At 50.4% G+C, this 14,765-nt stretch carries 14 protein-coding genes; 3 read left to right on the plus strand and 11 right to left on the minus strand.

The genetic code is table 11. The features are described from left to right. Positions 1-5: 5 nt before the first annotated feature. The 5 genes from lpdA to IC804_RS03765 form a co-directional block, all read right to left on the minus strand. Positions 6-1,427, minus strand: coding sequence for a dihydrolipoyl dehydrogenase (gene lpdA / locus IC804_RS03745; protein ID WP_008879788.1), 1,422 nt, complete (start codon positions 1,425-1,427; stop codon positions 6-8). Between the two features lie 30 nt (positions 1,428-1,457). Beyond that, the gene (gene buk / locus IC804_RS03750; RefSeq protein ID WP_008879789.1) at positions 1,458-2,570 is read right to left on the minus strand and encodes a butyrate kinase; all 1,113 of its coding nucleotides are present in this window, start codon (positions 2,568-2,570) and stop codon (positions 1,458-1,460) included. Positions 2,571-2,626: 56 nt separating this feature from the next. After that, entirely contained in the window at positions 2,627-3,727 is a 1,101-nt protein-coding gene (locus IC804_RS03755) for a leucine dehydrogenase (RefSeq protein WP_008879790.1), read from the minus strand. A gap of 19 nt (positions 3,728-3,746) precedes the next feature. Next, the gene (yqiS, locus tag IC804_RS03760; RefSeq protein ID WP_008879791.1) at positions 3,747-4,646 is read right to left on the minus strand and encodes a phosphate butyryltransferase; all 900 of its coding nucleotides are present in this window, start codon (positions 4,644-4,646) and stop codon (positions 3,747-3,749) included. Between the two features lie 139 nt (positions 4,647-4,785). Continuing rightward, entirely contained in the window at positions 4,786-6,849 is a 2,064-nt protein-coding gene (locus IC804_RS03765) for a sigma-54-dependent Fis family transcriptional regulator (RefSeq protein ID WP_008879792.1), read from the minus strand. A 139-nt stretch (positions 6,850-6,988) separates the two neighbouring features. Between IC804_RS03765 and IC804_RS03770 the strand changes: the two genes are divergently transcribed. Beyond that, on the plus strand, positions 6,989-7,237 hold the full coding sequence (locus IC804_RS03770) for a DUF2627 domain-containing protein (protein ID WP_008879793.1): 249 nt from the start codon (positions 6,989-6,991) through the stop codon (positions 7,235-7,237). Positions 7,238-7,240: 3 nt separating this feature from the next. Here IC804_RS03770 and IC804_RS03775 read toward each other — a convergent pair whose 3' ends face one another. Further along, entirely contained in the window at positions 7,241-7,975 is a 735-nt protein-coding gene (locus IC804_RS03775) for a glycerophosphodiester phosphodiesterase (RefSeq protein ID WP_011887777.1), read from the minus strand. 108 nt (positions 7,976-8,083) lie between these two features. Here IC804_RS03775 and IC804_RS03780 point away from each other — a divergent pair, with 108 nt between their 5' ends. Together IC804_RS03780 and IC804_RS03785 are read left to right on the plus strand one after the other, a co-directional pair. Next, on the plus strand, positions 8,084-8,236 hold the full coding sequence (locus IC804_RS03780) for a YycC family protein (RefSeq protein WP_078172643.1): 153 nt from the start codon (positions 8,084-8,086) through the stop codon (positions 8,234-8,236). 140 nt (positions 8,237-8,376) lie between these two features. Beyond that, the gene (locus IC804_RS03785; protein ID WP_029761059.1) at positions 8,377-8,796 is read left to right on the plus strand and encodes a hypothetical protein; all 420 of its coding nucleotides are present in this window, start codon (positions 8,377-8,379) and stop codon (positions 8,794-8,796) included. A gap of 131 nt (positions 8,797-8,927) precedes the next feature. On the opposite strand, the gene spo0A is transcribed toward IC804_RS03785, so the two are convergent. The 5 genes from spo0A to IC804_RS03810 all read right to left on the minus strand — a co-directional run bounded on the left by spo0A (position 8,928) and on the right by IC804_RS03810 (position 14,763). Next, positions 8,928-9,707 (minus strand): sporulation transcription factor Spo0A, encoded by a 780-nt coding sequence (spo0A, locus tag IC804_RS03790; protein WP_008879797.1) that lies wholly within the window; start codon positions 9,705-9,707, stop codon positions 8,928-8,930. A 291-nt stretch (positions 9,708-9,998) separates the two neighbouring features. Beyond that, positions 9,999-11,294, minus strand: coding sequence for a SpoIVB peptidase (spoIVB, locus tag IC804_RS03795; protein WP_081157287.1), 1,296 nt, complete (start codon positions 11,292-11,294; stop codon positions 9,999-10,001). A 226-nt stretch (positions 11,295-11,520) separates the two neighbouring features. After that, positions 11,521-13,242, minus strand: a complete 1,722-nt coding sequence (gene recN / locus IC804_RS03800) for a DNA repair protein RecN (RefSeq protein ID WP_008879799.1) — start codon at positions 13,240-13,242, stop codon at positions 11,521-11,523. Positions 13,243-13,384: 142 nt separating this feature from the next. Further along, positions 13,385-13,834 carry a transcriptional regulator AhrC/ArgR gene (gene ahrC, locus IC804_RS03805; RefSeq protein ID WP_008879800.1) on the minus strand — a complete coding sequence of 150 codons (450 nt, stop codon included), beginning with the start codon at positions 13,832-13,834 and terminating at the stop codon, positions 13,385-13,387. An 83-nt stretch (positions 13,835-13,917) separates the two neighbouring features. Then, on the minus strand, positions 13,918-14,763 hold the full coding sequence (locus IC804_RS03810; protein WP_008879801.1) for a TlyA family RNA methyltransferase: 846 nt from the start codon (positions 14,761-14,763) through the stop codon (positions 13,918-13,920). Positions 14,764-14,765 lie beyond the last annotated feature (2 nt).

The raw sequence follows: 14,765 nt of genomic DNA on the forward strand, positions 1-14,765 counted from the left end.
CAAAATTAAAAGTGAATGGCTCGGCCATCGACGGCAAGCGCAGCTTCTGCCAATGCTTCGGAGAGTGTCGGGTGCGGATGGATCGCATGCGCCACTTCCCACGGAGCAGCATCAAGCACACGGGCGAGTCCCGCTTCGGAAATCAAGTCGGTCACATGTGGCCCAACCATATGAACGCCAAGCAAGTCGTCCGTATTCCGGTCGGCGATGAATTTGACGAATCCCTCTGCTTCCCCGAACACAAGCGCCTTGCCAATCGCTTTAAACGGAAACTTGCCGACTTTGACGTCATAGCCTTTCGCTTTCGCTTCTTGTTCCGTCAAACCAACTGCCGCGGCTTCCGGCCGAGTGTAAATGCAGCGTGGCACCATCGCGTAATCGATCGGCACCGGATTGTGCCCTGCCAAATGTTCGATAGCAACGATGCCTTCATGAGCGGCGACATGGGCGAGCTGCAAGCCACCGATAACATCGCCAATCGCGTAAATATGCGCCTCTTTCGTTTGACCAAACTCATTCGTTTGAATATAGCCATTTTCAATGACGATGTCGGTGTTTTCGAGACCGATTCCTTCAATGTTTGCTTGCCGTCCGACGGAAACAAGCATCTTGTCGGCCGTGAATGTTTTCCGTTCGCCGTTATGTTCCGCCTGGATGGTCACGCCGTTTCCTTTTTCCAATGTTTCCGGCAGCACTTTCGCCCCGGTGACAATCGTAACGCCACGGCGGCGGAGCAGTTTTTCCATTTCTTTTGACACATCTTCATCTTCCGTCGGCAAAATGCGGTCTGCATACTCTAACACCGTGACGTCAACCCCAAAGTCATTCAACATCGACGCCCATTCCATGCCGATCACCCCGCCGCCAACGATTAAAATGGACGACGGGAGCGTCTCCATTTGCAGCGCCTCGTCGGACGTTATGACAAGTTCGCCGTCCACCTCCAACCCCGGCAGCGTGCGCGGCCGCGAGCCGGTGGCGATAACGACGAATTTCGGGACGAGCATTTCGTTTTCGCTGCCGTCGTTCATTTCCACCGACACCGTTCCCGGCAGCGGCGAAAAGATCGATGGACCTAGCAGACGGCCCGTCCCAGCATACACATCGATCTTTCCTTTTTTCATTAAGTGCTGAACGCCTTTATGGAGTTGGTCAACAATGGCCGCTTTGCGCGCCTGCACTTTGGCAAAATCGAGGCGCACATCACCAGCGATGACGCCGAACGTCTCACCTTGTTTCGTTTGTGCGTACACTTCGGCGCTTCGGAGCAGCGCTTTCGATGGAATGCAACCGGCGTGCAGACACGTGCCACCGAGCTTTCCTTTTTCGACGACTGCCGTTTTCAAACCGAGCTGCGATGCGCGAATGGCCGCCACATAGCCGCCCGTGCCTCCGCCGAGAATGACAACATCGTATTCTTTTGCCATCTTGCCTTCCCCTTTCTGTCCGTTGCCGCATCAACGCCGGGCTAAAACCGGCGAAGCCGCTTCACCTAGATACGTTTTTTCCTCCTCCTCGCCACACAAGACGCGTAATGCGCCTTCAGCGAGCGCCTGCAGTTCATTTTCACCCGGGTGGACGATAACATCAGCGATCCATTGGACACGGCGGATAATTTGTTCGACGAACGATTTGCCGTATGCTAGTCCACCGGTCAAAACAATGGCGTCAACTTTGCCAGCTAGCACCGCGCTTGCCGCGCCGATTTCTTTTGCCACTTGGTACGCCATCGCCTCATACACCAGTTTCGCCTGCTCGTCCCCGGCTTCAATCATTTTTTCGACTTTCACCGCATCGTTCGTGCCAAGATGGCCGACAAGACCGCCGCGGCCGACAAGCATGCTCATGATCTCATCGCGGTAATATTCACCTGAAAAACATAGAGCGACCAAATCACCAGCCGGCACCGTTCCAGCCCGTTCCGGACTGAACGGCCCTTCCCCGTCGAGACCGTTATTGACGTCGACAACCCGTCCCTGCTTATGAGCGCCTACCGTAATGCCGCCGCCCATATGGGCGACGATCAAGTTCAACTCATCATACCGCTTACCAAGCTGCCGGGCAACACGGCGCGCGACGGCCTTTTGGTTTAAAGCATGGAAAATGCTGCGCCGCTCAATGAGTGGAAAGCCGCTGACCCGGGCGATCGGCTCAAGCTCATCGACGACAACCGGGTCAACGATAAACGCCGGAATGTTTAACGCCGAGGCAATCTCATGCGCCAAAATGCCGCCAAGGTTGGACGCATGCTGTCCGGAGTAACCGCGGCGCAAATCTTCAAGCATAGCCTCATTGACACGGTACGTTCCGCCTTCAATCGGACGGAGAAGCCCTCCACGACCGCAGACGGCGCTTAATTTCGATAAGTTGATCCCTTCTTCATCTAAAGCGGCTAAAATCGTTTGCTTACGAAACTCATACTGATCGATGATGGTCTTATATTGCCGAAGCGTCTCCGCATCGTGGCGGATCGTTTTTTCCAATAGCGGCCGTTCATTTTCAAATACCCCTATTTTCGTTGAGGTCGAACCTGGATTGATTGTTAAAATACGGAACTTCTGCTCTTGCATCGTTGTTTGTCCCTCCGTTTGCCGCCAGCGGGGCGGAGAACCGCCCCTTGCCGCTGTTAACGGCTGCGGCGGCTTAAAATATGATGGCCGTTTTGTAAAAATTGGCTGCGCGACTTGCGCATCGTTTCGATCCGTTCTTCAGCCATCCGATCGGCCGCAACATAAGTCGGAATGTTATCACGCTTAGCGATCGCAAACACTTTTTCAATGTTATCGTAAATTTGTTCCACTTTTTTCATCGCCCGTTCGCGATTGTAGCCGTAAAGCTCATCAGCGACATTAATGACGCCGCCGGCGTTGATCACATAGTCCGGAGCATAAACGATGCCCATTTCATGGATGATATCGCCATGCCGCGCCTCGCGCAGTTGGTTGTTCGCCGATCCAGCAATCACTTTCGCTTTCAGTTGCGGAATCGTTTGATCATTGATGATACCGCCAAGTGCGCACGGAGCAAAAATGTCGCACTCCACACCATAAATGTCATTCGGGTCGACCGCTTTCGCACCAAATTCCTCAACGGCACGGGCCACCGCTTCTTTGTTAATGTCGGTAACGATAAGTTGAGCGCCTTCTTCATGCAAATGACGGCACAAGTGGTAGGCGACATTGCCAACCCCTTGGACGGCAACAACTTTTCCTTCGAGCGAATCACTGCCGAACGCTTCTTTTACCGCCGCCTTCATTCCACGATAAACACCGTAAGCCGTCATTGGCGATGGGTTGCCAGATGAACCGAACTCCGGTGAAATGCCAGTGACGTAATCTGTCTCTTGATAGATGATATCCATATCGGCAACCGTCGTACCGACGTCTTCAGCCGTGATATAGCGACCATTCAATCCTTGAATGAAACGGCCGAACGCACGGAACATCGCTTCATTTTTATCTTTACGTGGATCGCCGATGATGACCGTTTTGCCGCCGCCTAAGTTAAGACCGGCTGCCGCGTTTTTGTACGTCATGCCGCGGGCGAGGCGCAACGCATCTTCGAGCGCTTCCTCTTCCGAATTGTACATCCACATGCGCGTACCACCCAATGCCGGGCCAAGTGTCGTATCGTGAATAGCGATGATCGCTTTCAACCCCGATTCTTTATCTTGACAAAACAGCACTTGTTCGTAATCATACGTTTCCATATATTTAAACAATTCCATCTTTGATGGCCTCCTCCATTCATTTTGTTGCCGAACAGATCGCAAGAGCGAGCGAATATAATTTGCTTTCCGCCGAGTCGGCACGCGACGTCAAAACGATTGGCGCCTTCGCTCCAGCGATGACCGCTCCAACCTGTGCGTTTGCAAAATAGATCAGCGACTTATACAACATATTGCCGGATTCAATGTCAGGAACAAGCAAAATGTCAGCCTGTCCAGCCACATCGCTCTCAATCCGCTTATGCTTTGCTGCCGTCATGGACACAGCATTGTCTAATGCAAGCGGTCCATCAATCAAGCAATCGCTGATTTGTCCTCGCTTTTGCATCATAGCAAGCGCAGCGGCATCAAGCGTTGCCGGCATGGCCGGATTGACTGTTTCCACCGCCGCCAAGGCCGCCACTTTCGGCTTCTCAATGCCGATCGATCGTGCCACGCTGACAGCGTTATTCACAATTTGCACTTTTTGCTCCAAATCGGGCGCGATGTTCATGGCCGCATCCGTCACGATGATGGGCCGATCTGCCGCCGGTACGTCAAAGACAGCGACATGAGAAAGAACTCTCCCAGTGCGTAGCCCGTACTCTTTATTGAGCACCGCCTTCAGGAGCGTCGCTGTCGGCACGTGCCCTTTCATCAATGCGTCGGCCTCGTTCAAATGAACGGCGCGCACGGCAAGCTCCGCCGCTTGACCGATTGAATTCGCGTGGACAATCTCGACATCGGAAGAGCGCGTGCACCCCTTTTCTTTCAGCAAGCGGCCGATCCGCTCACGGTCACCGTACAACACGAACCGACCGAGGCGATGTTCAAGCGCCATCGCCACCGCTTCGATGACTTCTTCATCTTCCGCCGCTGCCACCGCCACCGTCTGGCCTTGGCATTGGCTTGCCTCTTCGATTAATGATCTCAACTTCATCGTCTGCACCAACCTTTTCTGCAAATCGTGCGGCACTTTTTTATATGCAAAAACCGTGCCAATTACAAAAGTGTGAAAGCGCTTAAAAATAACAATTGCATGAGAATGAAATTATGCAACTTTTTTCATTGTATGAAAATTACTGCATGCTTTTTTTGTCAAGTCCGTATTTTTCTAATTTATAGTACAAGTTGCGCACTGAAATGCCGAGTGCCCGGGCAGTCGCTGTTTTATTGCCATGATAACGTCGGAGCGCCCGCTCTAACAAACGCGCCTCGTACTCACCGACCATCTCATCAAGCGGCCGAAGCGGTTCTTCCGCTTCGACGCGGGACACTGTCGTCGGCGATGGTGTGGCAAGGGGCGGCAAATGCTCAACATCGATCATCACCTCGTGAAACTTCATGAAAATCATCGCCCGTCCGAGCACATTTTCAAGTTCGCGGACGTTCCCTGGCCAATCATAGGCCAAAAGCCGTGCCATCGCTTCGTTCGTCACCCCTTCGACGTTGCGGCCGTAATCTTGGTTCAGCTTTTGGATCAAGTGTCGGCAAAGAGCCGGAATGTCTTCTTTGCGGGCACGCAGCGGCGGGATATAAATGGGCATCCGATTGAGCCGGTAATATAAGTCTTCGCGAAATGTGCCGTCGGCAATCGCTTTTTCTAAATTGACATTCGTCGCGGCAATGACGCGAACATTGATCGGAATCGGCTTCGTTCCGCCAACGCGAACAATTTCTCTCTCTTGCAAGACGCGAAGTAGCTTCGCTTGCGTGCTCGCTGACAATTCACCAATTTCATCGAGAAAAATACTTCCGTTGTTTGCTTCTTCAAACAACCCGCGTTTTCCGCCGCGCCTCGCGCCGGAAAACGCCCCTTCTTCATAGCCAAATAGTTCGCTCTCTAATAATGTTTCCGGAATGGCTGCACAATTGACACGGATAAACTTGTTATACTTCCGATCGCTGGCATTATGAATGGCATGGGCAAACAGCTCTTTACCTGTCCCTGATTCGCCGCGCAGCAAAATCGTCACAGGCGTTTTCGCTGCCAGTTTCGCCTGCTCAATCGCCACTTTCATCTCGTCGGCTTCACCGATAATATCGGCAAACGAATATTTCGCCTCGAGCGTGCGAATAATTTGCCGCGCCCGGTTCAGTTCAGCCGTTAGCCGCTGGATTTCCGACACGTCATGAATGACGCCGACACTCCCTTTTAATACGCCATCAACAATGATCGGGGCAACATTGACGACAACGTCGCGGTTTTTAGGGCCGACTTTCATGCGCACTCCGCGCACTGGCCGGCGCGTTTTCAACACTTGCATATGCATGCTTTCTCCTTCGGCGATGTCGGCGGTCGCTGGCTTTCCGATCACTTCCTCTTTCGTCAAGCCGGTGAGACGAGTATACGCTGGGTTGATCAAAATGCCATTCCCGTTTTCATCAACGACTGAGATCGCTTCTTCCGACGAATGAATAATCGCTTCAAGCATCATGCGCATTTCTTTTAAGTCCGTGATTTCTTCGGCTAAAGCGACCAGTTCAGTAATATCTTTGAATACGGCAAGCGCTCCAAACAACTTCCCGCTCTCGTCGATAATCGGGATGCGGGTGGTAATCAATTTTTTTCCATTAGCCAACTCCACTTCTTGGTGAAACTCCGTCTGCCTCGTTTTCAGCACACGCGGTAAACCGCTTGATGGCAAGACCGATAAAATGTGCTCGCCAATGACTTTGTCTTTATCCACCTCAAGCAGCTCAGCAGCGCTTTCATTCATATCGGTAATGTAAGCATATTCATCAACGACTATCATGCCATCGTGGGACGAGTGAAAAATGAGTGCACGCCGAGTCGCCTCGCTTTTCAGTTCAGCAATCAGTGCTTCCTTTTCTTCGACGAGCTCGGCCATCATTCTCGCAACCGCACTTGGAACGATGTTCGCCCCTTTGGGCGCCAACTGGCGGATCTCTTCAAGGACGTCCGCCCTGCCGGTTGTTTCAATAATCAAGTCAAGTGGTTTATCCATCCACGGACGCCAGTCATTGGCGGCAACGATGCCCCACTTCCGCGCCAGCTGCAGCCCTGGGGCATTGTCATCGACATCAATCACCGCCATGACGGCAAATCCCGAGGCTTCATGAAGCAGTTTCAGCAATGACGTCCCCCGCGCATCGGCACCAATAATGATCACTTTTTTCATCACGGTTCACCACTCTTTATTTCATGCCAAATTTTGCAGGCATTTTTATCATACTTGTTTTTTCTTTCCTTGACAAACAGTCGATAACCGCTATGATAGTCGATGAAGCGACTTCTTTTTGGAAAGGAACACGATTGCGATGGAGCGAATGATTGCGCTGTTGATTTTAGTTGTCCCCGGCTTGGCGGCAGCGCTCGGCATTAAATGGATGCGCGATGCGCTATTTGGCGTGATACAGCCGCCGTTTGCCGCCTTATGGCTGCAATTTCTCGCCGGGCTTGCGCTGTTTGCTGCCGGTTTGGCATTTATCGGCGGTTTTTTGTTGCACCGTGACCGGAAACGAAACAAAGTGCAAGCTCGTTTTCAACGCAAACGAAAAACGCCTTAACGGTCATTCGTTAAGGCGTTTTTCCTTCCATTCTTTCGCACGGCGAGGATGGTCGGTAAAAATAGCATCAACCCCGTAGGCAAACATTGTTTTCATCGCTTCCGGCTTATTGATCGTAAACGGCCGAACAGCCAGCCCGCGACGTTGCGCATTCGCAACAAATGTAGCCGTCACTGTCCGATAGTACGGATGCAACCCGTCTGCTTTCATCACCTTGACATACGTCCACGGGTCGTAGAGCGGCTCCATATAAAGAAGCGCTGTTTCGATCTCCGGCGCAACCATTCGGCAAAAACGCATGCTGTTATGGTTGAACGATGAAAAAATTGTCCGTTTCTCAAGCCCATAGCGGCGAACAAGGGCGATCGTTTTTTGTTCGAGCATTTCATAGGGAATGCGGTTATTTTTCAACTCAATGTTAATGAAAAGCTTTGTCGGTTCGAGCCAAGCGAGCACTTCTTCCAAATGAGGAATTGGGCAATGTCCGTATCGGCCTCCCCATTTCGCCGCTGCGTTCAACTTGCGCAAATCGCGGTACGTCATGTCATGCACCCAGCCACTTCCGTCGGTCGTCCGATCGACTGTCTCGTCATGAATAACGACGATTTCACCGTCTTTGGTGAGCTGTACATCCAATTCAATGCCGTCAGCCCCTACTCTTTCCGCTTCGCGAAACGCCACCATCGTGTTTTCCGGGTGAGTTCCGGCCGCGCCACGATGGGCAAAAATCAGTGTCATTCGTCTTCTCCCTTTCGTGTATAATGACCGTTCGGCCAACAGGACTAGCCGACGCCGACGATCATTCGTTATACTAAAACTAATGTATGATGAAATGAGGTGAACATGATGCAACCGCTGAAAATTTCATTGGAAACGGCGCAAAAACTAGCTAAAGCGCTCGGAATCCCGATTGAACGGGTGATGCATATGCCCCCGCACATTTTAATGCAAAAACTGCTCGAGCTCGAGAAAAAGGAAAACGAACATGACCCATCCTAACCATTTGGCATCCCAATGCGAAAAACTCGAGTGCCATCACCGTTGTGTTTAAACTTTTCCACCCTTTTCCGATGAACAGCGTGATGGAACAGTTATGCTCTTTACATATTTGGGGAATATAAACCATGGGGTGATGATAGATGAAAAAACATCTTCTCATGGTTTATTTTTTGATATTGTCGTTTGTTTCAATTTTGTTCTATGCCTATCCGACGCACTCCTATGCAGGCGAACAGTGTCCCAATGCTTCGGAACTCGCGCCCGTTTCTTCGGCAGACAAACCGGAACTTCTTCACGCATTAAAAACGATAATCCCTTCGCTTTATCCGGGGAAAGAGTACAGTGAATGGGAAGTGGAAGAAGCGCTGATGCTCGCTGAATCAAAAACCCCTTATGTTCAAATGGCCGAATCGTTATGCGGCAAACCAATCGCCCAACATTCATGGGTCGTCAAACTCCGTTTCCCTAAATTGCTGCCTAGTGCAAGTTTGTCGGAAGGAGTCATATTTGTAGCCAAACATCAAGAAAAGGGCTGGATCGCTTGGTATAAATACAAATAAGAGAAGGCAAAACGAAACGCCTTTGGCACACTAGGCGAATCACCGGCCTTGAACCGCATTGTGCATCATCAACAGGAAAAGGTGTCCCATCCATGGGACACCTGACGTCATGCCATGATTTTCTCTCATCGTTACGACGCCTTATGTTCCAATCTTAGCTTGTCGGCTACCATCGCGATAAATTCGGAATTCGTCGGCTTCGCTTTCGAGACGCTGACAGTGTAGCCGAACAGCGAGGAAATCGATTCGAGGTTGCCTCGGCTCCATGCAACTTCAATCGCATGACGGATGGCTCGCTCGACGCGGCTGGCGGTCGTGTTGTATTTTTTAGCGATATCAGGATACAGCACTTTAGTGATCGAACCGAGCAATTCGATGTCGTGATACACCATGGCGATCGCCTCGCGCAAATACAAATACCCTTTAATATGGGCAGGGACGCCGATTTCATGGATGATGCTCGTAATGCTCGCATCCAAGTTTTTCGGCTTATTGTCGCGCGCTTGATACGCCGGGGCTACTTTTTTAGCAGCCGGTGCGGTTTTTCCGTAAATTTGTCGGATATGATGAACTAAATTTTCCATATCAAACGGTTTTAAAATAAAATAGGAAGCGCCGAGTTCGACCGCTTTTTTCGTCACATCTTCCTGACCAAACGCCGTCAACATGATAACGTTCGGCTGGTGCTCAAAGCTAGTACGAACTTTCTCAAGCACGGCCAACCCGTCCAAATGTGGCATAATGATATCCAAAATCAAAATGTCCGGCTGCTTCTCTTCAAGCATATGCAAGCAGTCTTGGCCGTTATATGCTGTACCAATCACTTCCATGTCCGACTGATTCGAAATATATTCATCAAGCAACGTCACCAATTCACGGTTATCGTCGGCAATGCACACTTTAATGCTCAAACCAATCGTCCTCCCCCATTTTTTCTTGCTATGTAATATTCCGTTAACGTACATTCGACAACAGTGGCAAAAAATCCTTTTATTTTTCATCAATTAGCAAAAAATAAAAATTATAACAAAAAGCGAGCCTATTAGACAACATTCGCTTCCAAAAAATGCTTATTTGTCGAAAAATCTTTACACGTTTCATTTTAACGGATGTTTCACCAAATATCTATGCCAAATCAGCAAAAATTTTGCCGCCTTTTTTGAAAAAAATTTTGCAACGACCAAAAAAGCGAGCCGACTCGGTCAGCTCGCTTTTCTTTGTTTGCCATATAAATCGATTCCTGCTTCCTGCAACATCCATTCGATATGGACACCATAGCCCGATGTCGGATCGTTGACAAAAACATGCGTCACTGCACCAACGAGCTTTCCATCTTGAATAATTGGACTGCCGCTCATCCCTTGGACGATACCGCCCGTTTTCTTCAACAGCCGCGGGTCGGTGACGCGAATGACAAGCCCTTTTGTCGCCGGGAATTTTTGCGGAATGGTGTTAACAATTTCCACATCAAATTGTTCGACTTTGTCATTCTCCACCACCGTCAACATTTTCGCCGGCCCTTCTTTCACCTGACTCGCCAATGCGACCGGAATCGGATTCGTAATCGGGCCATCTGGCAACGATTTTGTCAGTTTGCCAAAAATGCCAAACGGACTGTTATTCGTAATGGTACCAATGACTTCCCCGCCATCGGAGAAGCGAGCTAATTTTTCCCCTGGATTGCCGCTCGTCCCCTTTTCAATAGACGTAACGGTCGAGCTCATAATTTGTCCGTCTTGGACAACAATCGGTTTTTTCGTATCCATATCGGAAATGACATGGCCGAGTGCGCCATATTTTTTCGATTTCGGGTCATAAAATGTCATCGTCCCGATGCCAGCGGCAGAATCGCGGATGTATAAACCGATGCGGTACACGTCGTCATGCTTATCTTTCAGTGGAACGAGCTTCGTTGTCATGGAATGCTGGTCGCGCAGAATTTGCAGATGAAGCGGTTTTCCTGTTTTGCCAGCTTCCTCAATGAAAGGGGAGAGGTCACTCATGTTTTCAATTTTTTTACCATTAATGCCGGTAATGATATCGCCAACTTGAATACCAGCCGCTTCCCCCGGCGATTTTTTTCCGTTTTCGGTTTCCACGAGATGGTAACCAACGACAAGAACACCGACCGTATTGAGTTTCACACCGATCGATTGCCCGCCGGGAACGACTTTCAGCGTTGGCAACACGTTGACATCCACTTGCTTAACCGGCATCCCTGCAACTTGCAAAACCATTGTTTCCTGTCCGCTTTGTTTCGCTTTTACAGACAACGAACCGTTTTTTCGCTCAACTTCGAGCGTTTCGGGAGCGTTTCGGTCATTGGCGGTTGCTTGCACCGGAAGAGAGGCGGCTTCAAACTTGACCGCGTCTCCTTCAAACAGCACAAGCTGTTTCGGAATTTGCCAATATTCTTTCATTGGCTTGGAAAAACCGATGACCATCAATATCCCAAGGAGAAGCACTCCTATCATTTTTCGCGCCGTTTCTCTATTCAATGTCGTTCACTCTCCTCGCTCCCGCCTACACCATACAAAAACGGTTACAGTTTTAATTTTGCCTGAACAGGGGAAAATATAATCGCGGCACGAATAAAAAAAGCTGCCTAGGATGGATAGCATTACATCCCAGCAGCACATCAAACGCCTGCCGTCAAATCAGACGGCTTGGTGAGGGAAAGACTCAGCACAAATCAAGCAACCGTACACGGTCTGGAAGTAAATGTTATTGTTTCATTTTGGCCGCCAGTTCTAACAGTTCTTTGGCATGCTGTTTTGTCAACTCCGTCATTTCGACGCCGGAAATCATTCGCCCGATTTCTTTCACCTTCTCCTCCTCATCCAACTTTTTCACCACTGTTTTCGTCCGCGTTCCGTCCGTTTCTTTGGCGATGAATAAATGCGTGTCCGCCATGGCAGCCACTTGCGGCAGGTGAGAAATGCAAAGCACTTGTGAACCGCTGGCAATGCGGTAAATTTTTTCGGCGATCGCTTGGGCAACACGACCGCTGACGCCTGTATCCACCTCGTCGAAAATAATCGACGTCACCCCTTGATGTTTGGAAAAAATCGTTTTCAACGCTAACATAATCCGTGACAATTCACCGCCCGAAGCAACTTTAGCGAGCGGTTTCAACGGCTCGCCGACGTTCGTCGAAATGTAAAACTCAACGACGTCGATGCCATCTTCGTGAAACTTAACCGGCACGCCATCAACCAATGGAGCATCGAGTGGTCCTTCACGTTTCGCAAAGATGATGTCAAACTGCGTCTTCTCCATGTACAAATCTTTTAACTCTTGGTGAATGCGTTCAATCAGCTCCCGGGCGTAAGTGCGGCGAACGTTGGTCACGTTTTCCGCCTCCATCAGCAAATCGCTTGTCACTGCTGCAAGCTGTCGCTCAAGTTCATGCACATGGGTCTCACGGTTTTCAATCGTCTCGATTTCCTCAGCAATCGCCTCAGCATATTGCAAAATATCAGCGATCGTTGCGCCGTATTTTCGTTTTAACTGCTGGATTTCAGCGAGGCGGCTTTCGATGGCGTCAAGCCGCGCCGGGTCATACTCAAGCTCCTCGAGCTGGTCGCGCAGCTTGTACATCACTTCTTCAAGCAAGTAGTAGCTGTTGGCAACTGTTTCGTACGCCTCCTTCAGCGCAGCATCCATCGCGGCGACATCATCGAGGTGGCCCATCGCTTCCCCGATCGAATCAAGGCCGCGTCCTTCACCGGAGAGCGCTTCATAGCTTTTTTGGATGGCACTGTATATCTTTTGAAAGTTGACAATGCGCACTTTTTCTTCCATCAGCCGTTCGTCTTCTCCGAGCTCGAGTGTGGCCTGTTCGATTTCGCGCAGCTGAAATGTCAATAAATCAAGTCGATGCGCCATTTGCTGTTCATTTTCACTCAGCTTTTTTAATTTTTTCACCAACGCTTCATGCTGTTCATAGACAGCGCGGTAGCGTGCGAGCGCCTCCGCCATCTCCGCACCGCCGAATTCATCAAGAAGCGGTAAATGACGCGATGGATCCATCAGCTCTTGATGTTCATGCTGACCGTGAATATCGACAAGCGTCGCTCCAACTTCCCGCAATATGGCGGTTGTCACCAGCTTGCCGTTAATGCGGCAGACGCTTTTGCCGTTAGCCAAAATGTCGCGGCGCAAAACGACCATTCCTTCGCTCACATCGATGCCGACCTCAGCGCACTTTTGGCAACATGGGTGGCGGTCATCATCAAGCAAAAACAGCCCTTCGATTTCTGCCTTTTCCGCGCCGAAACGGACAAATTCGGCGGAACCGCGCCCGCCGATCAATAGATGAATCGCATCAATGATGATCGATTTACCAGCCCCTGTTTCGCCGGTTAACACTGTCAGTCCTTTGTCAAAGGACAAAGATAGCGATTCAATGATCGCGAAATTTTTAATCGACAGCTCGGCGAGCATCCCATCACCCCTTGAACGTTCGAATGGCGCGTATGTTGTCCATCTTCATTCTTGTTATCGAACATGTGTTCACGTTCATAATTGAGGACCGTTCCCGTTTTCCTTCTCCCTAGCACGGGGGGAACGTCGGGCCGGTCCTCGGTCAGAGCATTGACAGCAGCTGGTTGGACACTTTTTTTGCATCTTTCGGCGTCCGGCAAATAATGAGGCACGTATCGTCACCGCAAATCGTGCCGACGATTTCACCCCAATCCAAATTGTCGAGCAAGACACCGATGGCGTGAGCGTTGCCCGGCAACGTCCGCAGCACGAGCAAGTTGCCGGTTCCATCTAGCTTAATGAACACGTCGACAAGCGCCCGTTTCAGCTTCTGCAACGGATTGAAGCGCTGATCGGACGGAAGGCTGTATTTATAGCGGCCGTTAGCCATCGGCACTTTGACGAGCTGCATCTCTTTAATATCGCGCGATACGGTCGCTTGAGTAACGTTAAAGCCCGCTTCTTTCAGCCGGTCGACGAGCTCGTCTTGCGTTTCGATGTCGCTGTTCATAATAATTTCGCGAATTTTTATATGCCGTTGCCCTTTGTTCAAATCGAGCCACCTCCTTATGTTCAAAGATGCAGGTTTTCTGCCCGTTCCGCCCTGCAGGGGCCCACCTTTTTCACAGAAGACGCTTATTTAGCATCTGATTCTCGTTGTCCGGTCCGCAAGCGATCGTGCGCCTCGTTCACGATATGGGCGATCGGCGCCGAAAGACGATTTTCGCCTTTCTCTCCCCCAGAATAGACAACATGAAGCAAAAACTCAATGTTGCCGTCGCCGCCGGTGATCGGCGAATAAGACAAATGGAGGATATCGAACCCTTCGGCACAGGCAAATTGAACGATCGACTCAAGCACTTCCCGATGGACATCCGGATCGCGGACGATCCCTTTTTTGCCGACGTTTTCCTTGCCGGCTTCAAACTGCGGCTTGACGAGGGCGATCACATCACCGCCCGGCACAATAACCGTCTTAACGACAGGCAAAATGAGTCGAAGCGAAATGAATGATACGTCAATAACCGCTACTTCCGGCATCCCTTTTGTAAACAAATCCGGCGTCACGTAACGGAAGTTCGTTCGCTCCATGACAACGACACGCTCGTCCTGACGAAGCTTCCACGCGAGCTGGTTATAGCCGACGTCAACGGCGTACGATAACTTCGCCCCGTGTTGTAAAGCACAATCAGTAAATCCGCCAGTCGACGCGCCGATATCGAGCACAATTTTATTTTCAACGCTGATCTGAAACTCACGCAACGCTTTTTCCAATTTTAAGCCGCCGCGGCTGACGTATGGAAGCGGATTGCCTTTCACCTCAAGCGGGATGTCAGCCGGCACTTTTTCTCCGGGTTTCTCGAGCCGGATGTCGTTTGAATAGACAAGCCCGGCCATGATGGCCCGCTTCGCCTTTTCCCGCGTTTCTACCAACCCGCGTTCAACAAGCAACACATCGAGCCGTTCTTTCTTTCCTTTCATCT

Origin of the sequence: Geobacillus sp. 47C-IIb (assembly GCF_014679705.1) — a bacterium.
GTDB classification, from domain to species: Bacteria; Bacillota; Bacilli; order Bacillales; family Anoxybacillaceae; genus Geobacillus; species Geobacillus thermodenitrificans.

Excerpts from the sequence above, each read along its gene's own strand:
- lpdA (WP_008879788.1), bottom strand. The coding sequence starts at position 1,427 with ATGGCAAAAGAATACGATGTTGTCATTCTCGGCGGAGGCACGGGCGGC.
- buk (WP_008879789.1), bottom strand. The coding sequence starts at position 2,570 with ATGCAAGAGCAGAAGTTCCGTATTTTAACAATCAATCCAGGTTCGACC.
- IC804_RS03755 (WP_008879790.1), bottom strand. The coding sequence starts at position 3,727 with ATGGAATTGTTTAAATATATGGAAACGTATGATTACGAACAAGTGCTG.
- yqiS (WP_008879791.1), bottom strand. The coding sequence starts at position 4,646 with ATGAAGTTGAGATCATTAATCGAAGAGGCAAGCCAATGCCAAGGCCAG.
- IC804_RS03765 (WP_008879792.1), bottom strand. The coding sequence starts at position 6,849 with ATGAAAAAAGTGATCATTATTGGTGCCGATGCGCGGGGGACGTCATTG.
- IC804_RS03770 (WP_008879793.1), top strand. The coding sequence starts at position 6,989 with ATGGAGCGAATGATTGCGCTGTTGATTTTAGTTGTCCCCGGCTTGGCG.
- IC804_RS03775 (WP_011887777.1), bottom strand. The coding sequence starts at position 7,975 with ATGACACTGATTTTTGCCCATCGTGGCGCGGCCGGAACTCACCCGGAA.
- IC804_RS03780 (WP_078172643.1), top strand. The coding sequence starts at position 8,084 with ATGCAACCGCTGAAAATTTCATTGGAAACGGCGCAAAAACTAGCTAAA.
- IC804_RS03785 (WP_029761059.1), top strand. The coding sequence starts at position 8,377 with ATGAAAAAACATCTTCTCATGGTTTATTTTTTGATATTGTCGTTTGTT.
- recN (WP_008879799.1), bottom strand. The coding sequence starts at position 13,242 with ATGCTCGCCGAGCTGTCGATTAAAAATTTCGCGATCATTGAATCGCTA.
- IC804_RS03810 (WP_008879801.1), bottom strand. The coding sequence starts at position 14,763 with ATGAAAGGAAAGAAAGAACGGCTCGATGTGTTGCTTGTTGAACGCGGG.